21 protein-coding genes are annotated in these 24,305 nt (G+C 56.1%); 10 read left to right on the top strand and 11 right to left on the bottom strand.

What is annotated here, in order from left to right; genetic code table 11:
- Positions 1–627, top strand: a complete 627-nt coding sequence (hflD, locus tag NHG65_RS10530) for a high frequency lysogenization protein HflD (protein ID WP_085116342.1) — start codon at positions 1–3, stop codon at positions 625–627.
- A gap of 22 nt (positions 628–649) precedes the next feature.
- Positions 650–2,020 carry an adenylosuccinate lyase gene (gene purB / locus NHG65_RS10525; RefSeq protein ID WP_112348289.1) on the top strand — a complete coding sequence of 457 codons (1,371 nt, stop codon included), beginning with the start codon at positions 650–652 and terminating at the stop codon, positions 2,018–2,020.
- A 51-nt stretch (positions 2,021–2,071) separates the two neighbouring features.
- Here the strand turns inward: purB and NHG65_RS10520 are convergent, their stop codons facing one another.
- The 3 genes from NHG65_RS10520 to pdxR all read right to left on the bottom strand — a co-directional run bounded on the left by NHG65_RS10520 (position 2,072) and on the right by pdxR (position 4,899).
- Positions 2,072–2,773, bottom strand: a complete 702-nt coding sequence (locus tag NHG65_RS10520) for a GNAT family N-acetyltransferase (protein ID WP_207977835.1) — start codon at positions 2,771–2,773, stop codon at positions 2,072–2,074.
- Positions 2,774–2,793: 20 nt separating this feature from the next.
- Positions 2,794–3,246, bottom strand: a complete 453-nt coding sequence (locus NHG65_RS10515) for a GNAT family N-acetyltransferase (protein WP_499183283.1) — start codon at positions 3,244–3,246, stop codon at positions 2,794–2,796.
- A 141-nt stretch (positions 3,247–3,387) separates the two neighbouring features.
- A complete protein-coding gene (pdxR, locus tag NHG65_RS10510; protein WP_499183282.1) occupies positions 3,388–4,899 on the bottom strand; it encodes a MocR-like pyridoxine biosynthesis transcription factor PdxR in 1,512 nt (503 codons plus the stop codon).
- A 292-nt stretch (positions 4,900–5,191) separates the two neighbouring features.
- Here pdxR and NHG65_RS10505 point away from each other — a divergent pair, with 292 nt between their 5' ends.
- The 6 genes from NHG65_RS10505 (at position 5,192) to NHG65_RS10480 (ending at position 12,648) form a co-directional block, all read left to right on the top strand.
- Positions 5,192–5,908 (top strand): gluconate 2-dehydrogenase subunit 3 family protein, encoded by a 717-nt coding sequence (locus tag NHG65_RS10505; RefSeq protein ID WP_151415165.1) that lies wholly within the window; start codon positions 5,192–5,194, stop codon positions 5,906–5,908.
- Positions 5,908–7,686: a GMC family oxidoreductase gene (locus tag NHG65_RS10500; RefSeq protein WP_261415887.1), complete on the top strand. Its 1,779-nt coding sequence runs from the start codon at positions 5,908–5,910 to the stop codon at positions 7,684–7,686. The genes NHG65_RS10505 and NHG65_RS10500 overlap by 1 nt, the downstream gene beginning before the upstream one ends.
- Before the next feature lie 18 nt (positions 7,687–7,704).
- Positions 7,705–8,985 (top strand): c-type cytochrome, encoded by a 1,281-nt coding sequence (locus NHG65_RS10495; RefSeq protein ID WP_499183281.1) that lies wholly within the window; start codon positions 7,705–7,707, stop codon positions 8,983–8,985.
- A 322-nt stretch (positions 8,986–9,307) separates the two neighbouring features.
- Positions 9,308–9,979, top strand: a complete 672-nt coding sequence (gene phoP, locus NHG65_RS10490) for a two-component system response regulator PhoP (protein WP_020826469.1) — start codon at positions 9,308–9,310, stop codon at positions 9,977–9,979.
- A gap of 5 nt (positions 9,980–9,984) precedes the next feature.
- Positions 9,985–11,442 (top strand): two-component system sensor histidine kinase PhoQ, encoded by a 1,458-nt coding sequence (gene phoQ / locus NHG65_RS10485; protein ID WP_099064865.1) that lies wholly within the window; start codon positions 9,985–9,987, stop codon positions 11,440–11,442.
- Between the two features lie 84 nt (positions 11,443–11,526).
- On the top strand, positions 11,527–12,648 hold the full coding sequence (locus NHG65_RS10480) for a ribosomal protein uL16 3-hydroxylase (RefSeq protein ID WP_099064841.1): 1,122 nt from the start codon (positions 11,527–11,529) through the stop codon (positions 12,646–12,648).
- Positions 12,649–12,696: 48 nt separating this feature from the next.
- Here the strand turns inward: NHG65_RS10480 and NHG65_RS10475 are convergent, their stop codons facing one another.
- Both NHG65_RS10475 and pepT read right to left on the bottom strand, forming a co-directional pair.
- On the bottom strand, positions 12,697–13,785 hold the full coding sequence (locus NHG65_RS10475; protein ID WP_499183280.1) for a malate/lactate/ureidoglycolate dehydrogenase: 1,089 nt from the start codon (positions 13,783–13,785) through the stop codon (positions 12,697–12,699).
- Positions 13,786–13,870: 85 nt separating this feature from the next.
- Positions 13,871–15,100 carry a peptidase T gene (pepT, locus tag NHG65_RS10470; RefSeq protein WP_219015972.1) on the bottom strand — a complete coding sequence of 410 codons (1,230 nt, stop codon included), beginning with the start codon at positions 15,098–15,100 and terminating at the stop codon, positions 13,871–13,873.
- A 368-nt stretch (positions 15,101–15,468) separates the two neighbouring features.
- Here pepT and NHG65_RS10465 point away from each other — a divergent pair, with 368 nt between their 5' ends.
- Both NHG65_RS10465 and NHG65_RS10460 read left to right on the top strand, forming a co-directional pair.
- The gene (locus tag NHG65_RS10465; protein ID WP_499183279.1) at positions 15,469–17,028 is read left to right on the top strand and encodes a PTS transporter subunit EIIC; all 1,560 of its coding nucleotides are present in this window, start codon (positions 15,469–15,471) and stop codon (positions 17,026–17,028) included.
- Between the two features lie 25 nt (positions 17,029–17,053).
- Positions 17,054–18,439: a family 4 glycosyl hydrolase gene (locus NHG65_RS10460; RefSeq protein WP_499183278.1), complete on the top strand. Its 1,386-nt coding sequence runs from the start codon at positions 17,054–17,056 to the stop codon at positions 18,437–18,439.
- A 17-nt stretch (positions 18,440–18,456) separates the two neighbouring features.
- Here NHG65_RS10460 and NHG65_RS10455 read toward each other — a convergent pair whose 3' ends face one another.
- From NHG65_RS10455 to lolC, 6 genes are all read right to left on the bottom strand, one after another.
- The gene (locus NHG65_RS10455) at positions 18,457–19,170 is read right to left on the bottom strand and encodes a MurR/RpiR family transcriptional regulator (RefSeq protein WP_261415878.1); all 714 of its coding nucleotides are present in this window, start codon (positions 19,168–19,170) and stop codon (positions 18,457–18,459) included.
- A 113-nt stretch (positions 19,171–19,283) separates the two neighbouring features.
- Positions 19,284–20,120 (bottom strand): Sir2 family NAD+-dependent deacetylase, encoded by an 837-nt coding sequence (cobB, locus tag NHG65_RS10450; RefSeq protein ID WP_085116325.1) that lies wholly within the window; start codon positions 20,118–20,120, stop codon positions 19,284–19,286.
- 10 nt (positions 20,121–20,130) lie between these two features.
- Positions 20,131–21,051, bottom strand: coding sequence for an N-acetylglucosamine kinase (gene nagK, locus NHG65_RS10445; protein WP_112348074.1), 921 nt, complete (start codon positions 21,049–21,051; stop codon positions 20,131–20,133).
- A 55-nt stretch (positions 21,052–21,106) separates the two neighbouring features.
- Positions 21,107–22,354: a lipoprotein-releasing ABC transporter permease subunit LolE gene (lolE, locus tag NHG65_RS10440; protein ID WP_012006427.1), complete on the bottom strand. Its 1,248-nt coding sequence runs from the start codon at positions 22,352–22,354 to the stop codon at positions 21,107–21,109.
- Complete coding sequence (lolD, locus tag NHG65_RS10435; protein ID WP_085116323.1) at positions 22,354–23,058, bottom strand: lipoprotein-releasing ABC transporter ATP-binding protein LolD; 705 nt, start codon at positions 23,056–23,058, stop codon at positions 22,354–22,356. The genes lolE and lolD overlap by 1 nt, the downstream gene beginning before the upstream one ends.
- Complete coding sequence (gene lolC / locus NHG65_RS10430) at positions 23,051–24,253, bottom strand: lipoprotein-releasing ABC transporter permease subunit LolC (RefSeq protein WP_085116322.1); 1,203 nt, start codon at positions 24,251–24,253, stop codon at positions 23,051–23,053. The genes lolD and lolC overlap by 8 nt, the downstream gene beginning before the upstream one ends.
- Positions 24,254–24,305 lie beyond the last annotated feature (52 nt).

Genomic DNA, 24,305 nt, shown 5'->3' with positions numbered 1-24,305 from the left:
GTGGCGAAGAATTATTATGACATTACGCTGGCGATGGCCGGGATCAGCCAGACCGCACGTCTGGTTCAGCAGTTGGCACACGAAGGCCAATGCGATCGCGAGGCCATGAATATCTCGCTGAGCAGCCTGCTGCAGATGGATCCTCCTTCCACGCTGGCGGTGTTCGGCGGTGAAGAACGCAATCTGAAAATGGGTCTTGAGACGCTGATGGGCGTCCTCAATGCCAACAATAAGGGCCTGGCCGCCGAGCTGACCCGCTACACCATCAGCCTGATGGTGCTGGAGCGTAAGCTCAATGCCAATAAGCAGGCGATGAACCAGCTTGGCGAACGTCTCGGCCAGCTTGAGCGTCAACTGGCGCATTTTGATCTGGAATCAGACACTATTATCAGCGCGCTGGCCGGCATTTATGTCGACGTGGTCAGCCCGCTCGGGCCGCGCATCCAGGTGACCGGTTCACCGGCAATCCTGCAAAATCCGCAGGTACAGGCCAAAGTTCGCGCCACATTGCTGGCCGGCATTCGTGCCGCCGTGCTGTGGCAACAGGTTGGCGGCAGCCGCCTGCAGTTAATGTTTTCCCGTAATCGTCTGTTTAAACAGGCGCAAAATATCGTTGCTCATTGTTAATAGATCCCAGGAGTTGCTACCGATGGAATTATCCTCACTGACCGCCGTTTCACCCGTTGATGGACGCTACGGTGATAAAGTCAGCGCACTGCGCACCATTTTCAGCGAGTACGGTCTGCTGAAATTCCGTGTGCAGGTTGAAGTACGTTGGCTGCAAAAACTGGCCGCCTGCGCAGAAATCAAGGAAGTTCCGGCTTTTGACGCCGACGCAAACGCTTTCCTCGACAAGATCGTCGCAGAGTTCAGCGAAGAAGACGCGCAGCGTATCAAGACTATCGAACGCACCACCAACCACGACGTGAAAGCGGTTGAGTATTTCCTGAAGGAAAAAGTGGAAGCGGTCCCTGCCCTGCAGGCGGTGTCCGAGTTTATCCACTTTGCCTGTACCTCCGAAGACATCAACAACCTGTCGCATGCGCTGATGCTGCAAACGGCACGTCAGGATGTGGTGCTGCCGTACTGGCGTAAAATCATCGATTCAATCAAGGGTCTGGCGCTGGAATACCGCGATATTCCGCTGCTGTCTCGTACCCACGGCCAGCCTGCCACCCCGTCCACCGTCGGTAAAGAATTCGCCAACGTGGCCTACCGGATGGAACGTCAGTTCCGTCAGTTTGAACGCGTAGAAATCATGGGTAAAATCAACGGTGCGGTCGGCAACTATAACGCCCACATCGTCGCTTACCCAGAAGTGGACTGGCATATCTTCAGCGAAGAGTTCGTCACCTCGCTGGGCATCACCTGGAACCCGTACACCACTCAGATCGAGCCGCACGACTATATCGCCGAGCTGTTTGACTGCGTAGCGCGTTTCAACACCATTCTGATCGACTTCGACCGTGACGTTTGGGGTTACATCGCGCTGAATCACTTCAAGCAGAAGACCATCGCCGGTGAAATCGGTTCTTCCACCATGCCGCACAAGGTTAACCCGATCGACTTCGAAAACTCCGAAGGCAATCTGGGCCTGTCTAACGCGGTGCTGGGCCACCTGGCCAGCAAACTGCCGGTTTCCCGCTGGCAGCGCGACCTGACCGACTCCACCGTGCTGCGTAACCTGGGCGTCGGCCTGGGTTATGCGTTGATCGCCTACCAGGCGACCATGAAAGGCATCAGCAAGCTGGAAGTGAACCAGGCACACCTGCTGGACGAACTGGATCACAACTGGGAAGTGTTGGCCGAGCCGATCCAGACCGTGATGCGCCGTTACGGCATCGAAAAACCCTACGAGAAGCTGAAAGAGCTGACCCGCGGCAAGCGCGTGGATGCTGCCGGTATGCAGGCGTTTATCGATGGACTGGCATTGCCGGAAGAAGAGAAAACTCGTCTGAAAGCCATGACCCCGGCTAATTACATTGGCCGCGCCGCGACCATGGTCGATGAACTGAAGTAATCGCTATACTGCTAAAACAAAGAGGCGGCCAAATGGCCGCCTCTTTAACATCTACCCCATCAACGCCTGCAGCCGTTTTTTCTGCTGCCCTTGTGCGTCGAAGTTGTCGGGATCCAGCCACTGCTCAAACCCGGCCCTGATGGTCGGCCAACGGTCGGCAGTTATAGCAAACCAGTCGGTGTCCCGGCTGCGGCCCTTGGTGACCAACGCATATCTGAAAGTGCCTTCATACTTGAAACCGAATCTCGCCGCTGCCTGTTTGGAGGGGGCGTTATGGCTGTCGCACTTCCATTCACAGCGGCGATAACCCAAATCCTCAAACAGGTGTCGCAGCATCAGATAAATCGCTTCGCTGGCGCTGGAGCGCTGCTTCATCGCCGGTGACCAACTGACATGACCCACCTCCGCCACGCCGTTAGTTTCATCGATGCGCATGTAGGCCACCGTCCCGACCGGAGCCTGGCTTGCACGGTCAAACACCGTCAGGTTCACCAGCGTGGCATTCGCCTGCAGGGTGGTCAGATGCTGCAACATCGCCGCCGGGCTGTCCGGCCGCTCTATCGATAAATAGGTCCAGTCCCGGCCATCCGGCGCCTGCTGGAAAGCGCTGAACAAAGCGCCATGATCCCGCTGCGCATCAAGCTGTTTCAGGCGGCAAAATCGCCCGTCGAGCGTCTTGCCGGTTGGGCGTTTCACTACCCGCCAATCGGCTAATGACTCGCCGACCGGCTGACCGAATTGATTGATCACCATACAGCCTCCACTACCTGTCGTTAACGTTCGTAAACAACAAACGAAGTTCTTCGACCTATTTTGTCATACAAGGAACGGGCCGGAGCATTATATTCCTGCGTCGTCCAATAAACCCGATCGCTGCCTTTTTCGTCCGCCAACTGATAGGCCTGCTCGAATAACTTTTCGGACACCTTCTTGCCACGCGCCGCTGGCGAAAAATAAAGATCTTCAATATAGCAATAACCCACCGAACTCCAGGTGGAAGGATGGAATATCAGGTTCATTAATCCCAATAAATTGCCGTCTTTATCTTCTGCCACCAGGCCATAAACCTGCGGATCCTCACATAAACGTCCAAAGGTGTGATCGGTGACCTGCGGCTTAATATCCGCGCGATAAAAATGAAGATACCCTTGCCAAAGCTCTAACCACTGGGGTTTATCAGCGTTTTGTAATTTACGAATTGTCACTTCATTGTGTACTGGGAGCATAATGCCTCTCTGGTTTTAAGCTGTTATTTCCAGAGGAGAAATAACGGAATACCAGCAGGATACACCGGCCAATGCCCACTGAATACAGACCAATCAACAACAGCGGGCAGACCAATTCCAACGAACTCACTCTGTTCAGATCTATTCTGGAAGCGTGCTGAGAATCGATGATAACTTTTTGATAAATTTTACAATTTCGTCCGGAGCATAGGCCGCAAAGCCGAATACCAACGCGCCTTCGCCCGGCGGATGGGTATAAAAATCAATCAATCCATAGACCTTCATCCCCTGCGCAGCAGCAGCCTGGATCAACTGCCGTTCGGTTGCCGCGTCCGCCAGCGGGCAAACCAGTTGCAGCCCCCCCTGTGGCAACCGCGGTTGAGTCCAGGGGGCAAGATACTGATGCACCGCCGCATGTAAAATCTCCAGTCGGGCCTGATATATCTTGCGCATATTTCTTAAATGTTCGGCATAAAAATCGTCATTGATAAATTTGAATAACGTCATCTGGGGCAGTGCCGAAGTATAACCATCCTGGAATTGTTTAGCCGCCACCATAGGTGGAATTAATTGCGGCGGAACAATAAGAAAGCCAATGCGTAACCCCGGGAACAGACTTTTACTAAAAGTACCGATATATAACGTACGTTGGTACTGATCCAGCCCCTGTAATGATGCGGTGGTCAACCCGTTATAATTGAACTCGGAATCGTAATCATCTTCAATAATCCAGGCCTTTTCACGTTGCGCCCACGCTAATAACTTCAGTCTTCTTTCAATGCTGAGCGAATATCCCAGAGGGTAATGATGAGAAGGGGTGATATAAACGCCCCGCCCGCCCTCTTTGGTCTGAACCAACTTATCGATATCCATACCCAATTGATCCACCCCAATCGGCTGAGCGATTAAGCCCGCCGACTGAACCAGTTTTTTCGCGCCCTGATACCCGGGCTCTTCAACAAACACCCGGTCACCGGGATTAAACAGCACCTGGGTACACAGCGAGAGCGCCTGCTGGGAACTGGTCACCACGATCACCTGCTCAGCACTGGCCTTAACGCCCCTTTCCCGGCGCAGATACTCGATAATTTCCTCTCTCAACTCCACCAGCCCCTGAGGATCGGCATAGCCCAACAGGCGTTCGGCCCCCTGGCGCACCGCCTGCCTTTCCAGTTGCAACCAGCTATCGATAGGGAACAAGCGCAAGTCGGGCATTGAGGGGGTCAATGAGCCGCTGCGGCGGGTATGTGGAGCATGGGCAGCAATCAGCAGGGAGCGGCCGTGTGCACTCAGCTCCCGCTCCACCAACAGGGCATGACCCGTATGGTCGACCGCCAGCAGTTCACGACCGATCAGGGTGTCTTGCTGGTAACTGACGAAGCTACCGCGCCCAACGGCACGGGCAATGTAGCCCTCCGCTTCCAACTGGCCATAGGTCAGTTCGACGGTATCGCGAGAAATAGCCAGTTGAGCCGCCAGAACCCGGCTGGGCGGCAGTTTGGCCAGGTAACACAGCTCGCCCGCCGTCACCTGCTGTTTGATCGTCAGGTGCAGCGCAGCCTTGCGCGTCATCCCCTGTCGTAAATGCTGATTAAAGATTGCCTGTATCGCCTCTGTCGAAACGCCCTGTTGGCTGTCACTGCTGTGTTTCATGCTGCTCCGGATCAGAGGTCCGCCGTGTCTCCGGAGAATAAACCGGTAACGGAGATGTTGATTAATTGATCTAAATCAATCTAGTTGTGAACAAAATGTTTTGAAACAGATCATCCGTTGTTTGATTTACAGCGCCAGCCCTACACTAATACAACCATACCAGTAGCTTGCTACTAATGTGGTTGTCTACTTTATTACCCGTCCCCGCCTGTTTACCGCTGCTGGATAGCAGCGGCGTTGGCCGGTATTGCCAACGCGGGCATTTATTGTGAAGCATGTTCAAGGTGGAATTATGTCACAACAGCACAACTCTTCGCCGCCCCGGCGTAACTTTCTCAAAAAAACCCTGGCGTTGATCCCGCTGGCCGCCGCCGGCAGCAGCATTCTGGCACTGGATGCCAAGGCTGCCCCCGCTGCCGGCGTATCGGAGCACTACGTTCCGGTCTATTTCAACGCAGATGAATGGCGTTTTCTGCTGGCGGCCTGCGATCGGCTGATCCCCACTGACGATAACGGCCCAGGCGCAGTCGATCAGGGCGTGCCGGTGTTTATCGATAGGCAAATGGAAGCCCCCTACGGCCACGGCGGCTTATGGTATATGCACCCACCATTCGTTCCTTCCCCGCCGCAACTGGGCTATCAGTCCAAGCTGACGCCACGCGAAACCTACCGAATCGGCATCCGCGAAGTCAATGCGCACTGCCAGCAACAGTTCCAAAAAGGGTTTGCCGATCTCGATCACGCCGAGCAGGAACAACTGCTGGCTGCGCTGGAGCACGGCCAACTGGATTCCGAAGACCTGCCCGGCAAGGCGTTTTTCGACCAGTTGCTCACCAACACCAAAGAGGGCTACCTGGCCGATCCGGTGCATGGCGGTAACCAGACGCTGGCGTCATGGAAAATGATCGGTTTCCCCGGCGCACGTGCGGATTACACCGACTGGGCCAATCGCCCCAATCAGCCTTATCCCCTCGGGCCGGTCAGTATCTCAAGCAAAAGGAATGCATAATGAGCGCAATCAAGAAGCCAGCGGTAGACGTGGTCATCGTCGGATTTGGCTGGACCGGCGCCATCATGGGGATGGAGTTAACCGAAAGCGGGCTTAGCGTGTTGGCACTGGAACGTGGTGAGCAGCGTGATACTTATCCGGACTTCGCCTATCCGCGCATTGCCGATGAACTGACCTATGGCATTCGCATGAAACTGATGCAGCCGATGGCCAACGAGACGGTCACGGTACGTCACACCCCGGCAGAATTTGCCGTGCCCTACCGTCAACTGGGTTCCTTTTTGCCGGGCAACGGCGTCGGCGGTGCTGGTGTGCACTGGAACGGCATGCATTGGCGCGCTTTGCCGTCCGACCTGAAGCTGCACACCACCCTCACCGAAAAATACGGTGCCAAGTGGATCCCGGAAGGCATGACGCTGCAGGACTACCCGTTGAGCTATCAGGAGCTGGAGCCCTACTTCGACAAGTTCGAAAAGGTCTGCGGCACGGCGGGTAAAGCCGGTAATCTGCGCGGGCAAATCATCAAGGGCGGCAATCCGTTCGAGGGACCACGTAACAGCGAATACCCCACGCCGTCGCTGAAGCCGCTTTACTCCGGTTCGCTGTTTGGCACCGCGGCCGAGTCGCTGGGTTATCACCCCTTCAACGTGCCCGCCGCCAACTGCTCCGTCCCCTACACCAATCCCTACGGCGTCCAGCTCGGTCCCTGCAACTACTGCGGCTACTGCGAACGCTTCGGCTGCTTTATGTATTCCAAAGCGTCACCACAGAGCACCATCCTGCCGGTGCTAACCCAACGTAAAAACTTTGAGCTACGCACCCAGTCGCAGGTGATCAAAGTGAATCTGGACAGCAGCGGCAAGAAAGCCACCGGCGTGACCTATATCAACGCCCAGGGACAAGAGGTGGAGCAACCGGCCGATCTGGTGATCCTCAGCGCCTTCCAGTTGCATAACGTCCGCCTGTTACTACTGTCCGGCATCGGTAAACCTTATAACCCGGTCACCGGGGAAGGCGTGGTCGGCAAGAATTACGCCTACCAGATGAACAGCGGTATTTCGCTGTTTTACGATAAGGATACCCACTTCAATCCGTTTATCGGTGCTGGCGCCGCCGGTATGGTGATCGACGATATGAACGGGGAGAACTTCGATCATACCGGTTTGGGATTCATCGGTGGGGCTTACATCTCCGCTACCCGCACCGGGGGCCGACCGTTGCAGCAAATGACGCTGCCGCCGGGCACACCCGGTTGGGGCAGCGGCTGGAAACAGGGCATCAAGGATAACTATTTACACAGCATGAGCCTCGGCTCCGAAGGATCGGTGATGCCGTACCGCGATTGCTATCTGGATCTGGATCCTACCTACAAGGACGGCTACGGCCTGCCGCTGCTGCGTATGACGTTTGACTGGAAAGATAATGAAATCAAAATGACCCAGCACATCACCAGCAAAATGGTGGATATCGCCAACGTCATGAAGCCCAAACAGATGTCGGTATCGGTGATGAAAGCCGGCGATCATTACGACGTGCGGCCTTACCAATCGACCCACACCACCGGCGGTGCCATTACCGGCGATAACCCAGCCACCAGCGTGGTGAATAAATACCTGCAATGCTGGGACGTGCCAAACGTATTTGTCACCGGTGCCTGCGCCTTTCCGCAGAACCTGGCCTATAACCCCACCGGCATTGTCGGCGCGCTGGCCTACTACTCGGCCGAGGCGATCCGCACTCAGTATCTGAAAAACCCCGGTCCTCTGGTTCAGGCCTGATAGCATAAGGAGCTTCACATGAAAGGACTTACCCCCTCGCTGCTGGCGCTATTGATGCTGGGTGCGACCACGGTACAGGCAACTGACGACCCACAATTGGCGGCCCGGCTGCAACACGGGGAATACCTGGCGCGCGCCGGTGACTGTGCCGCCTGTCATACCGGCCCCAGCGGCGTACCCTTTGCCGGCGGTCTGAAAATGACCACTCCGGTCGGTGCCATCTACTCCACCAACATTACGCCGGACAAACAAACCGGCATCGGCGAATACAGTCTGCAGGAATTCAGTGACGCCTTGCGCAAAGGTATCGCTCGCGACGGGACCCGGCTCTACCCGGCGATGCCCTATCCCTCGTTCGCCAAAATCAGTGATGGGGACGTTCGCGACCTGTACCTGTATTTTACCCGGCAAGTTAGGCCTGTGGCTCAGCCCAATAAAGACAGTGACATTCCCTGGCCGCTGAATATGCGCTGGCCGCTGGCCATGTGGAATCTGGCGTTTCGCGAAGACGGCGCCTATCGGCCGGATACCACACAAAGCCTCGACTGGAACCGCGGTGCCTATTTGGTCCAGGGGCTGGGCCACTGCGGCTCCTGCCATACGCCGCGCGGTATTGGCTTCCAGGAAAAAGCGCTCAACCAGAGTGACGACGCCTATCTGAGTGGTGGCACACTGGAAGGCTGGCATGCCACCAACCTGCGCGCGGATGCGGTAACTGGCCTGGGCAAATGGAGCACGGAAGATATCACCCGCTTCCTGAAAACCGGCCATAGCCCCCGTTTTGCCGCTTTCGGTGCAATGGTTGACGTGGTACAGGACAGTACTCAGTCCCTGAGCGATGCCGATTTACGTGCCATCGCGGTTTATCTGCAATCCTTGTCGGCCGGCAATAAGGAAAAGCCGCTGATGCAGGACGGTGGCGCGGCCAAAATGCTGTTAAACGGCGATGTCAGCCGCCCGGGTGCCCAAACCTATCTGGATAACTGCGCCGCCTGTCACCGCAGCGACGGCCAGGGCTATCGCGACACCTTCCCACAGTTGGCGCACAACCCGGCGCTGTTAAGTGATGATCCGTCCTCGCTGATCAGTATTATCCTCAACGGCTCCCGCACGCCAGTCACCGTCGGCGCGCCCACCGGGTTGACCATGCCAGACTTTGGTTGGCGTCTGAACGACGAGCAGATTGCTCAACTCGCCACTTTTGTGCGCAGCAGCTGGGGCAACGATGCACCGGCGGTCACCGCCGCTCAGGTACAGGAAATCCGCAAAAACAGCGTCAGTAAACCGACCCAGCCTTAAATACTTCAGGGGCCCGGAATCGGGGGCCCCTCTCCCCACCTCGCAGCCTCTCTCGTTTAAGTTTGGTTTAACTTTGCCTCCGCATTGTTTATCCAGCGTTTATTTGATGTTGCCGATAATGACCACGCACCGAAAATCGATAGCGCTATTTCCTGCCAAGGCTCTGCGTCCCTTGCGGTAACAGCCGGTTATACCTACCATAACGTCAATATAACGATCAGATGGCCTAGGTTGTCGCACGCTATCCCTCACACGCCAAGAGCGTGTTACCTTTACAGCGTGGGTGACAGGATGTTCACCCGCCGATTTACAGGAGTCTGCCATGCGAGTACTGGTTGTTGAAGATAACGGTTTATTGCGCCACCACCTCTCCGTACAGATGCGTGAAATGGGCCACCAGGTTGATGCAGCAGAAGATGCCAAGGAAGCCGACTATTTCCTGCAGGAACATGCGCCGGACATCGCGATTGTCGATCTCGGCCTGCCGGGTGAAGACGGCCTGAGCCTGATCCGCCGCTGGCGTGCCCACCAAATGAAATTGCCTATTCTGGTGCTGACCGCACGCGAAAGCTGGCAGGACAAAGTGGCGGTGCTGGAAGCCGGTGCCGACGACTACGTCACCAAGCCGTTTCATTTGGAAGAAGTGATTGCCCGCATGCAGGCGCTGATGCGCCGTAACAGTGGCCTGGCTTCCCAGGTGATCGTCTTGCCGCCGTTCCAGATCGACCTTTCGCGTCGCGAGCTGAGCGTCAACGAACAGCAAATCAAACTGACGGCGTTTGAATACACCATTATCGAAACCTTAATCCGCAACGCTGGCAAAGTGGTCAGTAAAGACTCGCTGATGCTGCAACTGTATCCGGATGCCGAACTGCGCGAAAGCCACACTATTGACGTACTGATGGGCCGTTTGCGTAAAAAGCTGCAGGCCGAATACCCACAGGAAGTGATCACCACGGTTCGTGGCCAGGGCTATCGTTTTGATGCGAAGTGAACATGATGTTCAACAAAGATAAAAAGCCGTTTTCACTACGCGCCCGCTTTTTGATGGCTACCGCCGGGGTGATCCTGGCGCTGTCGCTGTCCTATGGTCTGGTCGCGGTCGTGGGGTATATCGTCAGTTTCGACAAAACCGCCTTCCGCCTGCTGCGTGGCGAAAGCAATCTGTTCTTCAGCCTGGCCCAGTGGAAAGACAACAAACTCACCATCGCTATTCCGCCCGATATCGATCTCAACTTCCCTACCCTGGTGTTTATTTACGATGATAAGGGCAAGCTGCTGTGGAGCCAGCGCCAGGTGCCGGAGCTGGAAAAACGCATCAATAAAGAGTGGCTGGAAGAGTCAGGTTTCTACGAAATTGACACCGATACCCGCATCAGTAGCGAAGTCCTGGGTAACAACCCCAAGGCGCAGGATCAGCTCAAAGACTATGACGACAACGACCAGAATGCGCTGACCCACTCGGTAGCGGTCAACACCTACGCGGCGACTCCACGGTTACCCGCGTTGAGTATCGTGGTGGTCGATACCATTCCACAGGAGCTGCAGCGTTCTGACGTGGTATGGGAATGGTTCAGCTATGTGTTGCTGGCTAACCTGCTGTTGGTGGTCCCCTTGCTGTGGCTGGCGGCCTACTGGAGTTTGCGGCCAATCAAGGCGCTGGTGAGTCAGGTCGGCGAACTGGAGAACGGTGAACGAGAACAGCTCGACGAAAATCCCCCCAGTGAGCTACGCGGACTGGTGCGCAATCTGAATATTCTGGTGCGCAACGAGCGCCAGCGCTACACCAAATATCGCACCACGCTTTCCGATCTGACCCACAGCCTGAAGACGCCATTGGCGGTGCTGCAAACCACCCTGCGCTCACTGCGTACCGGCAAGCAAACCACCATCGAGGAGGTCGAGCCGATCATGCTGGATCAGATCAGCCGTATCTCCCAGCAAATCGGCTACTACCTGCACCGCGCCAGCATCAATTCGGGACAAACGGTGCTGACACGTGAGATCCATTCGGTACCGGCCCTGCTGGATAGCCTGAATGTGGCACTGAACAAGGTCTATCAGCGTAAAGGCGTGGTGATCACCCTGGATATTTCGCCGGAAGTGACCTTTATGGGGGAAAAGAACGACTTTATGGAAGTGATGGGCAATGTGCTGGAAAACGCCTGTAAATACTGCCTGGAATTCGTTGAAATCACCTCTCTGCACTCCGATAAATACCTCACTATCGTCATCGACGACGACGGTCCGGGCATTCCGGAAAGCAAGCGCGAGCTGATCTTCCAGCGCGGTCAACGGGTAGACACATTGCGCCCGGGTCAGGGCCTGGGATTGTCGGTAGCGGCGGAGATTATTGAGCAATACGACGGCTCCATTACCATCAGCGACAGCCCACTGGGCGGAGCCCGCATGCAGGTCACTTTCGCTCGTCAGCACGATTCCCACCATAACGAGTAAATTCTGTTGTTAAGGCCCCGATCCACGGGGCCAAACTTCCGTTATAATCGCTCTCAGGCTCACTCCACTATCCTGGAATAGAACATGGATTATCAATTAGATCTGGACTGGAACGATTTTTTGCAACGTTATTGGCAAAAGCGTCCGGTGATTCTGAAGCGCGGCTTCAAAAACTTTATCGATCCGATCTCCCCGGATGAGCTGGCTGGGCTGGCGATGGAAAACGAAGTGGACAGCCGTTTGGTCAGCCACCAGGACGGCCGCTGGCAGGTTGCGCACGGTCCCTTTGAGAGCTTTGACCACCTGAGCGAGAACAACTGGTCGCTGCTGGTGCAGGCGGTGGATCACTGGCATGAGCCTTCCAGCGCGCTGATGCGCCCGTTCCGCCAACTGCCGGACTGGCGGATGGACGATCTGATGATTTCGTTCTCGGTCCCGGGCGGCGGCGTAGGTCCGCACCTCGATCAGTACGACGTCTTTATCATTCAGGGCACCGGCCGCCGTCGCTGGCGTGTGGGCGACAAAGTGCCGATGAAGCAGCTTTGCCCGCATCCTGACCTGCTGCAGGTTGAACCTTTCGACGCCATTATCGATGAAGAAATGGAACCGGGCGATATTCTGTATATTCCGCCGGGCTTCCCGCATGAAGGTTACGCGCTGGAAAACGCACTGAATTATTCCGTGGGCTTCCGCGCCCCCAACGGTCGTGAACTGATCAGTGGTTTTGCCGACCACGTGCTCGCGCGCGAGCTGGGCAGCAAACGCTATAGCGATCCAGACATTCAGCTGCGCGAACATCCGGCGCAAGTGCTGCCACAGGAAGTCGACGCGCTGCGCCAGATGATGCTGGACCTGGTTCAGCAACCGGAACACTTCCAACAGTGGTTCGGTGAGTTTATCTCTCAGACCCGCCACGAACTGGACGCAGCACCGCCAGAGCCACCTTATCAGGCCGGAGAAATCTACGAACTGCTGCAACAGGGTGAACCCTTACAACGCCTGGGCGGCCTGCGCGTATTGCGCGTCGGTGACCAGTGCTTTGTGAACGGCGAACTGATGGATACCGAGCATCTGCAGGCTGTCGATGCGATGTGCCAGAACTTCAGCGTTAATGCCGCCCAATTGGGTGACGCGGTGGACGATCCTTCGTTCCTGGCGTTGTTGACCGCGCTGATCAACAACGGCTACTGGTATTTTAAAGACTGAAGCTGACAAGATTCTAATCAGGCCACCCGCTTAGGCGAGTGGCTTTTTTTATGCCCGCAGCGCCCTGCTCTGGTAACCGTCCAGCTCATCGTCCGGCATGCCCGCCTGTTTCGCCGCCGCGCAAATCTGCTGCCAGGTATTGGCATCTATCGGGATCCCCTGCTGCAACCGCGCCTCGCGGTTCGCTTCCTCCCACTCCCCCGGCACCTCAATCGGCCGGCCATCGCTTGAAGGGGAAGCCTTCACCCAGTCGATAAACGCCTCTGCCTCGCTTTGCATCTCAGGCGCGGCGAAGGCCTCTGGATTGAGGATAATGGTGGTCATGCAGTTGAAAATGGCGTCGCTGTCGGACTTCAGGGTAGCGCTATGGGTAGTACGCCCACCGGACAACGCGCCGCCGAGAATTTCGCACAGGGTGGCCAGCGCGTAGCCTTTATGCGCACCGAACGGCAGCAACGAACCAAACGGCGACTGGTGCATCACTTTGGGTTCATTGGTCGGTTGGCCATGTTCGTCAATCAGATAGCCCGGCGCGACTTTCAAGCCTTTGTTGTAGGCCACGCGGGTTTTGCCAAAAGCGATGCCGCTGGTGGCGAAATCCAGCAGCAGCGGTTTTTTATCTGCACGGGGGAAAATGACGCAGAAGGGGTTAGTGCCAAAACGACGATCGCTGCCACCGAAAGGCGCCACCATCGGATCACCCACCACGTTGACGAAATGGATGGAGATAAAACCGGCACGCGCGCACTGTTCAGCCCAGTGACCAATGCGGCCAATATGGTGCGAGTTATTCAACGCCACCGCCGCCAGGCCCAGTTGGCGGGCGCGCTCGATACCTTTGTCCATCGCCTCGCTGGCGACCACCTGGCCAAAACCCTGACCACCGTCAATCGTCAGTACCGCACCGGCGTCGCGCACCACCTCGGCATGAACATTCAGTTGCAAATGCCCCTGCGCCAGCGATGCCATATAGCTGGGGATCATGCCGACGCCGTGCGAATCGTGTCCGGCCAAATTGGCCTGAACCAAATGTTCGGCCACTAATTCGGCCTCCCGATCCGTACTGCCGGCATGGCGCCAAATGGCCTGCACAAACTGCTCAAGGCATTGGCGATCGATACGGTGTTCAGTGCTCATGATACGGCTCCTTGTGCTGAAAATAGCTTCCACACTAGGAGCAAATCATTGTTACGGCAAGCCATTATGATCATCGCCATCGAGGCTATTGGGTACGTTCTGCCGTTAGCGCGGCGATGCGCATAATCACGGCCACCGCCTGCTCCATCCCTTCCAGCGACACAAACTCATGCTTGCAATGATAGTTATAACCGCCGGTAAACAGATTCGGGCACGGCAGGCCACGGAACGACAACTGAGCCCCGTCGGTACCGCCGCGGATCGGCTTCATGATCGGTTCAATATCACATTCACGCATCGCCTGCTGCGCCAGCGCAATCACATGCGGATGTTCCGCCACCTGTTCACGCATATTGTAATAACTGTCTTCGATCGTCACTTCGATATAGCAATCCCTCGGCAGGCCTTTACCTATCTGCTGAGCGACTTCAATCATCCGACGTTTACGCGCTTCAAACCCCTCACGCTCGAAATCCCGCACAATATAGTGCATTTCGGCACGCTCAACGCTGCCCTTGAGGCTGCTTAGATGATAGAAACCCTGATAACCGGTCGTGGTTTCCGGGGTTTCATCCGCAGGTAATGCCTGTTGAATGCGTGTCGCCAGTGACAGAGCGTTCACCATCACGCCTTTGGCGCTGCCGGGGTGCACGTTATTACCGACAATTTTCACCGTTACCGATGCCGCATTGAAGTTTTCACATTCCAGTTCGCCGACACCGCCACCGTCCACGGTATAGGCCCACTCGGCGTTGAACTCTGCAACATCAAAAAAACGCGCGCCCTTGCCCACTTCCTCATCCGGCGTAAAGGCCACGCGGATATCACCATGGGGGATCTTGCTCTGTTGTAGCCGCACCATCGCGGTCAGAATTTCGGCAATACCCGCTTTATCGTCGGCGCCGAGCAACGTTTTGCCGTCGGTGGTGATCAGCGTCTGCCCCAGCATCTGGTGCAGGATCGGGAACATCACGGGTGACAACACTTCATCACCAATACCCAGAGCGATATCTCCGCCGCGGTAGTTTTCGACGATCTGCGGGTTAACGTGTTTACCGGTAAAATCCGGTGAAGTATCCAGGTGGGCAATAAACCCAATGGCCGGGACAGACCAGGCAACGTTCCCCGGCAAAGTCCCCATCACGCAGCCATGCTCGCTGAGCGACACCCGATCAAACCCCAATTCAATCATTTCTTGCTGCAATGCACGCGCCAGCTTCATTTGCCCGTCGGTGCTCGGCACATGTTTGACGTTCGCTTTGGATTGCGTGTCGAATGAGACGTAGTTAAAAAAACGATCTAGTAGTTTATCCATGGTATCCGCCCTCAGAATATCGCGTTTCATTATGCGGAACCGATCCGGATCAAATATTGCGACAGGTCATTTTTAGCCAGATTTAACGAAAATCATTAAACCCCGTGATGATTGCTCGAGTTGATTAAGCCGTCATCCCCGAAGTCAGCCCCACAAACTGCAGCAGGTTGCGCTTTTGTGTGACCCGCTTCACGACGGGCACCGGTTGTCAGCCGCTGAGCACCGGTACCTAATTCCGCCGGTTAATTGCATCGCCGGATCTTTCCTCCTATAACTGAACCAAGGCAAAGTTTGCCTTTTCTCTTTTGTTATCCAGGGAGCTTTATCAAAAACGTCGTTATCCATTAAAATATAAAAAAGGAACTGCCATGAAAGGTATTATTGATAATATCTTAAGCAAGCTGCAGCTATTTTCCAAAGCCATGATGGGGCCGATATTTTTCCTGCCGGTGATTGGCCTGATCCTGGCATTAAGTTCTATTCTCACTAACGCCACGTTGGTTAATGAAAACTCCAATGTTTTTCATGTTGGGAAAATGATCGGCGACACCTTCTGGCCGCTATTTGGCAATCTGGGGCTGATATTCTGCATCGGTATTACCTATGGGCTGGCCAGGGATAAAAAGAGCGAAGCCGCATTGGTTGCGGTGATGTGTTTTATTATGTTTCTCGGTGCCAACTCCTCTTATTTACAGCTGAGCGGCCACGTGGCGCAAAAAATTAACGGCGAATTCTACGGCACCGGACAGACTGAACTGCTGGGATTCACCGTGGTGGATATGGGCATATTTCTCGGCCTGATCCTCGGCATCACCATTGCCTGGGTGCATAACCGCCTGTGCAACATCGAACTGAATGGCGTGTTATCGGTTTATGGCGGCTCCAAACTGGTGCTGATTGCCATGACACCGGTGATTGTGCTGTACGCCATCGCCTTCAGCTACCTGTGGCCGGCTATCTCGCACGGCCTGATTTCGCTGACCGGCTTTATGAAAAGCTCCGGTTCGCTCGGGGTGTTCGTCTACGGCTTCTTCGAGAAATTCCTCATCCCCACCGGGCTGCATCACTTTATCTGGTCCCCGTTCCAGCTCACCAGCATTGGCGGCTCGATCGTGCAGGATGGCCACACCGTCTCCGGCTCGCAGGCCATTTTCCTGGCCTATATGCGTGACCCCACTATCTCGCCGCTGATGAATGAAGCCCTGCGCTTCTCGCAACAGGGCATGGTGACCATCTTCGGCCTGTCCGGGGCGGCTCTGGCGTTTTATCACACCGCCAAACCGGAAAAGAAAATGCTGGCCAAGGCGCTCCTGATCCCGGCCATCACCACCTCGATTCTGGTTGGCATCACCGAACCCATCGAGTTTACCTTCCTGTTTATCTCGCCACTGCTGTGGGTGATCCACGCGGTACTGACCGCACTGTCGCAGGTCGCCTGCAATCTGTTCGAGGTACGGCCCTGGGGCGCCAGCGGCCTGATTGAATTCCTGGTGTATAACCTGCCGCTACCGGTGTCCCTCACCCGCTGGCCGCTGTACGTAGTCATTGGCCTGGTCCAGTTTGCAGTCTATTACCTGGTCTTCAAAACGCTGGTACTGAAACTCAATTTAAAAACGCCAGGCCGCGAGGATGACGATGAGGTCAAACTTTATTCCAAGCAGGAGTATCAGAACAGCAAGAATCAACCGGGTGAATTGAGCGGAATTATTATTCGCGCACTGGGTGGCAAAGACAATATTGTTTCCGTCGATAATTGCTTCACCCGACTCAGGGTCGAATTAAAAGATATGCAACTGGTGGATGAACCGGCATTAAAGAGCACCGGAGCCAAAGGCGTGGTGAAAAACAGACGCGAGGTGCAGGTTATTTATGGCGTCACCGTTGGCAAGGTCAAAAATCAGGTCGAAAAATATTTAGCAGCACTCTGACACTTATTAATTTGGGAGATATCGAATGAAATTAACCGTTCTGGGTGGCGGCGGCGTACGCTCGCCGTTCCTGGCCAAATCCATCGCCTATAACGCCCACCGCATCGGCGTCACCGAAGTGGTGTTTATGGATACCGATCAACATAAACTGGCTATTTACGGTGCCATCGCTCAAGGGGTATTCCAGCGCATCCGCGGTGATATCACCTTCAGCCTGACCAGCGATCCACAGCAGGCGCTGAGCGGCGCGGACTATATCATCACCACCCTGCGCATCGGCGGTGAGGAGGGTCGCATTTATGATGAACGTATCGCGCTCGACCATCAGGTTCTGGGGCAGGAAACCACCGGCGCAGGCGGCTTCGCCATGGCAATGCGCTCAATACCGGCAATTATCGACTATTGTCGACTGATCGAACAACTGTCGTCTCCCAACGCGGTGTTGTTCAACTTCACCAATCCTTCCGGCATGGTGACCGAAGCGATCATCAAATCCGGCTTTAAACGCCAGGTGTACGGCATCTGTGATGCGCCCAGCGAATTTATCCGCGAACTGGCCGAGCTGTTGGGTTGCCGCGAGAGCGAATTGAGCATTGACTGCTTCGGGTTGAATCACCTGTCCTGGTTCCGCAATGCGCGGGTCAACGGCGTACCGGTGACTGAACGGCTGCTGGCGGATCCACGCCTGTATCGCGACACCTGTATGAAGTACTTCTCACCAGAGCTGGTCGAACTCTCCGACAACCTGATGCTCAACGAGTATCTGTATTACTACTACTACCGTGAACAAGCGATCGCCGCTATCGTCAGCGCCGGTGAAACCCGCGGCGAGCAAATTGCGCAGATCAACCGGCAGATGCTGGCAGACTTGGCCGAGCTGGACATCCCGCACCAGCTGGATCAGGCCTTCAGCCTCTACTTCCGTCATTATCTGACGCGTGAAAACTCGTATATGCAGCGCGAGTCCAGCCAGGGTAAGGTGAAAGAGCGAGAAATGCTGACGCTACAGCAGTTTATCGAACAACCTGACAGTGGTGGCTACGCCGGCGTGGCGATCGATATTCTGGAGGCGGTGAACAGTGGCCAGCAAAAACGCGTGGTGGTATCAATGCAGAACAACGATACGCTGGACTTCCTGCATCCTGAAGACGTGATTGAAATCAGCTGCGAGCTAAGTAGTGCAGGTATTCACCCGGTGAAAATGCGCGATATTCCCGACACGCAAAAAAACCTGATCGCCCGGGTGAAAGAGTACGAACGGCTGGCCGTAGAAGCTATTCTGGAAGGTAACCGCAAAAAGGCCATCAAGGCGTTGATGGTGCACCCGCTGGTGAACTCTTACTCGCTGGCAAAAACGCTGGTGGAGGAGTACTTGCAGGCCCATCAGCAATACGCTGAACATTGGCATTAATCCCTGCGGCGCGGCCTTCAGCGGCTGCGCCGTTCGAACCAGGCCTTGATCAGGTTTTCAAAGCCCAGCAAGCAGTGGCCGAAGAACGGATTGGGATAATAGATATCATGGTCATACTTCTGCCGATCTTCATAAATAAAGCTCATGTCAGCCTGCTGGGCCAGCGGGCTATCACCGTCACCGCAAAATGCTGCCAACTGGATATTGTTGCGTTTCACCGCCTCGCTCCAACTCAGCGCCGAGCTGCTGTTGCCCGACTTTGAAATCACGATCACCATGTTGAAACGAAAACGCGTCTCCCGATCGAGAATATCGAAATCCGGCCACAGCGACAGATAACTGTCGATGCCCAGGGTCATAAACTTGTTGTACATGTACTGCGCCACCAGCTGCGAGAAACCGCTGCCGTGGATCAGAATTTTGCCGCCGTCGAGCAAGTCAAGAAACTGCGCCTGTTGCTGCAGGCTGAACGCTGCAGGTGCCGGCCTTTCAGCCAGATAGGCAGGCGCCATTGCCAGGTTGAATTTGATAAAATACACCAGCTCCAGATAGCCGCGAAAGCCCAGCTTCTTGGCCAGCCGCACCAGCGTCGACGGCGAGCTGTAGCAACGGGCAGACACCGCCCGGATGCCTTCGTCGATGCAGGCGTCAGGGTTATCCAGAATGCAGTTGAGAATAGCCAGATCCGTTTTGCTCAGATCCGTCTGGCTGAATACCTGTTTGAAATTCACCGTCACCCCGTGGCGCTATTATGACGAAAGAAGGCGGGTATTTTCTGGATGGGCAGTTCGCGGAGCGCCAGGCATAACCCCAGGGAGCAAAGGCTTGTCCCCCGGGGCCGCACTCATGGCTGATCGGCTCTTGCGACTTTCCCTACCAGGAATTTGTGCACAAATCGCGGTACCACGGCACTGGCCTGGCCATAGTGTTTTTCATCGAACTGGCTCTCGACCTGGCTGGGCTCCAGATTCAGCTCCATGGTATGCGCCCCGCCCAGTCGCGCTTCATGTACGAAACCGGCGGCCGGATAAACATGACCCGAGGTGCCAATGGCAACAAAAAAGTCGGCCTTGGCCAGCGCCTGATAAATTTCGTCCATGCCCAGCGGCATTTCGCCGAACCACACGATATGTGGCCGTAGCGGTGCCGGGAATTGGCAGCAATGACAGCGATCGTCGACGCTGAGATCCTCCGGCCAGTCAAATACCTGCCCCGAGCTGGTGCAACGCACTTTCAGCAGTTCGCCATGCATATGCAGCACCCGCGAACTCCCGGCACGTTCGTGCAGGTTATCGATATTCTGCGTCACCAGCAGGAAATTATCGCCCAGCCAGGCTTCAAGATCCGCCAAGGCACGGTGTGCAGCGTTAGGCGCAATGTCCGGCGACTGCAACTGGCGGCGGCGCTCATTGTAAAACGCCTGCACCAGTTGCGGGTCACGCTGGTAGCCTTCCGGCGTAGCAACGTCTTCCACCCGGTGCTCTTCCCACAACCCGTCTGCGGCGCGGAAAGTACGGATGCCCGACTCAGCCGAGATGCCGGCCCCGGTCAACACCACGACAAACGGCTTTTTCAGCTCGGCGGCCGCCATGGTGTCGCGATGAAAAATTCGCGAACGAAAGCGCTGATGCAGCACATGCTTACTCTTGCGAAACTGACACAGCCGATGGCGAGTGTGCATTACTCTCTCCTTACTTTTCCCTGTTGACCAAATTGAGGAACGCGGCCCCGCGTACCCCGCCAGCGTCTCCGTAGCGCGCTTTTTCAATCCGCGGCAACTTGGCCACGCGCAACAGATGCGCCGGTAAACGCTGTGGCAACGCCTGGTAGATCGCCTCAAAGTTCGACAACCCACCGCCAATCACCACCAGATGAGGATCGATGATGGTCAGCAGGTTACCCAGGCAAATCGCCAGCACGTCCATAAAACGTTCGACGTGAGCCACGGCCTGCGGCTCACCCGACTGATAATGCGCAATAATCTGCTGCGCAGGCAAGTGCTGCTGGTAAAAGTGGGCGTACATCCACTCAAAACCGCGGCCGGAAATGTAATTTTCGATGCAACCCTGATGACCGCAGCCACAGGGAACGCGAGGTATATCACGCCCCAGCACCTCAAGCGCATCCACCGGCAGGCGGAAATGACCAAATTCACCGGCGATATAGTTACGCCCGGAGACCACCTTGCCATCGACGATCAATCCGCCGCCAACCCCGGTGCCGAGAATGATGCCCAACACCGTCGGATAGTGACGGAACTCCTCGTCCCAGGCTTCCGACAGCGCAAAGCAGTTGGCGTCATTATCAATGCGCACTTCGCGGCCAATCAGTTCAGCCAGGTCATGCGGCAACCGCTGCCCCATGGCCGCAGGCACGTTGGCGGTGAACACCGTGCCGTCATCATCGTTAGGCAGCCCCGGAATGCCGATGCCCACCATGCCCTGCTGGCCGCAGAACGCATCCGCTTCAAAGGTCAGATCGCGCAGCGTCGTCAGCAATTGCTGGTAGTCATCACGCGGCGTCGGCACTCTTTTTTGCCAAATGCGCTGCAGGTCTGCGTCGAATACGCCCAGCTCAATCTTGGTGCCGCCCATATCGAAACCGTAGTACATAACCCACCCTCAGGCTAAAAAAATGGGGCGGCATCTCTGCCTCCCCTGATTTTGATTATTGTCCGCTCAACACTCGCGCCGGATCGATACGGCTGGCACGCCTGGCCGGATACCAGCTAGCCAACAGGCTGAGCACCAATGCGGTCACCAATACTATCACCACGTCCAGCCAGTGCAGCTCGGAAGGCAGGAAGTCGATGAAGTAGATATCTCCCGACAGGAATGAGTGCCCCATCAGTTTTTCCAACCCTTTGATGATGTTGGTCAGTTGCAGCGAGGCGATCACCCCGACCACCACACCGCTGACGCTGCCCACCAGCCCGGCCAGCAGGCCGTACCAGATAAATATGGCGCGGATAAACCCGTCTTTGGCACCCAAAGTCCGCAGCACGGCGATATCGCCGCTCTTGTCCTTCACCGCCATCACCAGCGTGGAGACGATGTTAAAACAGGCAACGCCAATCACCAGCACCATCGCCAGATACATAATGGCGCGGATCATCTGGATATCGCGGTACATATAGCCGTAGGTGCCAATCCAGCTCTTGATATAGACGTAGGAGTTGGTGACTTCACCGGCGTCACGCACCAGTTTATTGGCGGCAAACACGTCGTTAACCTTGATAGCGATACCGGTCACGCTGTCGCCCATATCCAGATATTGCTGGGCATCGGCCAAAGGCACCATCGCCAGGCTGTGATCGAGCTGGCCGCTAAGCTGCAGAATACCGGTCACGTGCAGACGAATGCGCTTCGGCTGCAACAGCTTCATTTGCGGATCGCTGTTGGGGATCATCACCGTCACATAGCTGCCCTGCTTGACGCCCAATGCATCCGCAACGCCCTTACCGAGGATCACCTGCTGTTCACCGCTTTTGAAATTGGCCCAGGCATCGCCCTGCACGTATTTCGGCAGCGCACTGAGCTGGTTCTCCTGCTGCGGGTCAACCCCTTTGACACCGACCGCACGCAACTGCGCGCCGTTTTCCATCAGACCGGTAAAGTTGATATAAGGGGCGGCGGCCAGGATACCCGGCACTTTCTCCACCCGTTGCAAGATTGACGACCAGTCTTTGAACGGCTGTTTCACCGGTTCGATTTCACCGTGCGGCACCACCGCCAAAATACGGTTCTTCAGTTCGCGCTCAAAACCGTTCATGGCGCTCAGGCCGACAATCAGCACCGCCACGCCCAGCGCAATACCGATGGTGGAAATCACCGAGATCAACGACACCATGCCGCCACGTTTACGCCCGCGGCTGAAACGCAGGGCCGTCAGAAAGGAAAGTGACGCACCCGCCATTACTCAGCCCCCAACAGGGTCAACTGGGCCTGCAGATGGCCATCGGCCATTTCCAACTGGCGACTGAGTCGCTTGGCCAGTTGCAGGTCATGGGTCACCACCAGGAACGCGGTGCCCTGGCGTACATTCAGCTCACCGAGCAGATCAAAAATGCTGTCGGCGGTGCGTTTATCCAGGTTGCCGGTTGGCTCATCCGCCAGTACCAGCGACGGATTATTCACCAGCGCACGGGCAATCGCCACGCGCTGACGTTCACCGCCGGACAACTCTGAAGGCCGGTGCTTGCTGCGTTTGGCCAGGCCGACCGCGGTCAACATTTCCATCGCTTTTTCCTGCGCCTGCGCCGGTTTCATCCCGCCGATCAACAGCGGCATAGCGGCGTTTTCCAACGCGGTAAAGTCCGGTAACAGGTGGTGGAACTGGTAGATAAAGCCCAACTGGCGGTTGCGCAGCTCGGCCTTGGCGGCCGAAGACAGGGTGTTCAGCGACTGGCCCTTGTAAATCACCTCGCCGGACGTCGGTGAATCCAGCCCGCCCAACAGGTGCAACAGCGTACTTTTCCCTGAACCCGAACTGCCGAGGATCGCCATCATCTCGCCCGGCTGCATGGCAAAGCTGACATTGCGCAGTACGTCGGTATGCAGGTTGCCTTCCTGATAGGTCTTGCACAGGTTTTCACACTGCAACAAAAGATGGTTACTCATAACGTAAAGCCTCAGCGGGTTGTACGGCGGCAGCGCGCCATGAAGGGTAAAGCGTGGACAACAGGGAAACCGCCATCGCCGCCACGGCGATGATCGTCACCTGCAGCGGATCAACCGCCACCGGCAGCGAAGCGCCGTCAATCAATGCGCCAAGGATAGGCATCAGGTTATTCAGGTTGGTGGCCAGCAGCACGCCAAGCAGCGTGCCAAGCAACGAACCGATAATGCCGGCGCTGGCGCCCTGCACCATAAATACCGACATAATTTGCCGACGCGTCAGGCCCTGGGTCTGCAGAATGGCCACTTCGCCCTGCTTCTCCATCACCAGCAGGCCGAGCGAGGTAATAATGTTAAATGCCGCCACTGCCACGATCAGGCTGAGCAGCAGCCCCATCATGTTCTTCTCCATGCGCACCGCCTGGAACAGCTCGCCCTTACGTTCGCGCCAGTCTTTCCATTCGGTGCCCTGCGGCAATTTCTGTTGGCTGAGGGTATCGACCGTCAGCGGCTGCTGCAGGAACAGACGCCACCCGGTGATATTGCCGGCCGGATAGCGCAGCAGGCGCGAGGCGTCCTGCTGATTAACCAGCATCTGGGTACCGTCAACCTCACTGTTCGCGTGGAAAGTACCAACCACGGTAAACAGACGTTGAATGGGAATACGGCCCATCGGCGTAAACTGGCTGGCGCTCGGCACCATCACCCGCAGCGGATCGCCACGCTTGACGCCAAGCTGCCCGGCCAACTGCTCGCCGATGATAATGTTGTACTGGCCCGGCTGCAGCTGTTGCTGCTTGACGTTCACCAGGAACGGCGTCAGCGGATCGGCTTCGTCGGGGTTCACCCCCAGCATCACACCCACCGCCACGCTGCGGGCGCTTTGCAGCACCACATCACCGGTGGTCAAAGGCGCAACACGGCTGACGCCCTGCAAGCCCTGCACCACCGATGCCGGGACCTGCTGAGGGTTGATCGACCCTTGCGGACTGGTGATCAACGCCTGCGGCATCAGGCCGAGAATGTTGTTTTCCAGATCCTTTTCGAAACCGTTCATCACCGACAATACGGTGACCAACGCCATCACCCCCAGCGTAATGCCGATGGTGGAAAGCCAGGAAACAAACCGCCCGAAGCGGTCTGAGGCCCGCCCGCGCATGTAGCGCAGGCCAATGAATAACGCGACAGGTTGATACATGAAATCCGTTTTGTTGCCGTAGCTTAAGCAAAGTGATCAAGGATAATAAAGG

The sequence above is a fragment of the Serratia myotis genome (assembly GCF_027474885.1).
In the GTDB taxonomy this organism is placed as follows: domain Bacteria; phylum Pseudomonadota; class Gammaproteobacteria; order Enterobacterales; family Enterobacteriaceae; genus Serratia; species Serratia proteamaculans.
This window is presented reverse-complemented; position numbering and strand designations above follow the sequence as displayed.

What these genes read in the sequence shown, in the direction of transcription:
- purB (WP_112348289.1), top strand. Translation starts at nt 650, where the DNA reads ATGGAATTATCCTCACTGACCGCCGTTTCACCCGTTGATGGACGCTAC.
- NHG65_RS10520 (WP_207977835.1), bottom strand. Translation starts at nt 2,773, where the DNA reads ATGGTGATCAATCAATTCGGTCAGCCGGTCGGCGAGTCATTAGCCGAT.
- NHG65_RS10515 (WP_499183283.1), bottom strand. Translation starts at nt 3,246, where the DNA reads ATGCTCCCAGTACACAATGAAGTGACAATTCGTAAATTACAAAACGCT.
- pdxR (WP_499183282.1), bottom strand. Translation starts at nt 4,899, where the DNA reads ATGAAACACAGCAGTGACAGCCAACAGGGCGTTTCGACAGAGGCGATA.
- NHG65_RS10505 (WP_151415165.1), top strand. Translation starts at nt 5,192, where the DNA reads ATGTCACAACAGCACAACTCTTCGCCGCCCCGGCGTAACTTTCTCAAA.
- NHG65_RS10500 (WP_261415887.1), top strand. Translation starts at nt 5,908, where the DNA reads ATGAGCGCAATCAAGAAGCCAGCGGTAGACGTGGTCATCGTCGGATTT.
- NHG65_RS10495 (WP_499183281.1), top strand. Translation starts at nt 7,705, where the DNA reads ATGAAAGGACTTACCCCCTCGCTGCTGGCGCTATTGATGCTGGGTGCG.
- phoP (WP_020826469.1), top strand. Translation starts at nt 9,308, where the DNA reads ATGCGAGTACTGGTTGTTGAAGATAACGGTTTATTGCGCCACCACCTC.
- phoQ (WP_099064865.1), top strand. Translation starts at nt 9,985, where the DNA reads ATGTTCAACAAAGATAAAAAGCCGTTTTCACTACGCGCCCGCTTTTTG.
- NHG65_RS10480 (WP_099064841.1), top strand. Translation starts at nt 11,527, where the DNA reads ATGGATTATCAATTAGATCTGGACTGGAACGATTTTTTGCAACGTTAT.
- NHG65_RS10475 (WP_499183280.1), bottom strand. Translation starts at nt 13,785, where the DNA reads ATGAGCACTGAACACCGTATCGATCGCCAATGCCTTGAGCAGTTTGTG.
- pepT (WP_219015972.1), bottom strand. Translation starts at nt 15,100, where the DNA reads ATGGATAAACTACTAGATCGTTTTTTTAACTACGTCTCATTCGACACG.
- NHG65_RS10465 (WP_499183279.1), top strand. Translation starts at nt 15,469, where the DNA reads ATGAAAGGTATTATTGATAATATCTTAAGCAAGCTGCAGCTATTTTCC.
- NHG65_RS10460 (WP_499183278.1), top strand. Translation starts at nt 17,054, where the DNA reads ATGAAATTAACCGTTCTGGGTGGCGGCGGCGTACGCTCGCCGTTCCTG.
- cobB (WP_085116325.1), bottom strand. Translation starts at nt 20,120, where the DNA reads ATGCACACTCGCCATCGGCTGTGTCAGTTTCGCAAGAGTAAGCATGTG.
- nagK (WP_112348074.1), bottom strand. Translation starts at nt 21,051, where the DNA reads ATGTACTACGGTTTCGATATGGGCGGCACCAAGATTGAGCTGGGCGTA.
- lolE (WP_012006427.1), bottom strand. Translation starts at nt 22,354, where the DNA reads ATGGCGGGTGCGTCACTTTCCTTTCTGACGGCCCTGCGTTTCAGCCGC.
- lolD (WP_085116323.1), bottom strand. Translation starts at nt 23,058, where the DNA reads ATGAGTAACCATCTTTTGTTGCAGTGTGAAAACCTGTGCAAGACCTAT.
- lolC (WP_085116322.1), bottom strand. Translation starts at nt 24,253, where the DNA reads ATGTATCAACCTGTCGCGTTATTCATTGGCCTGCGCTACATGCGCGGG.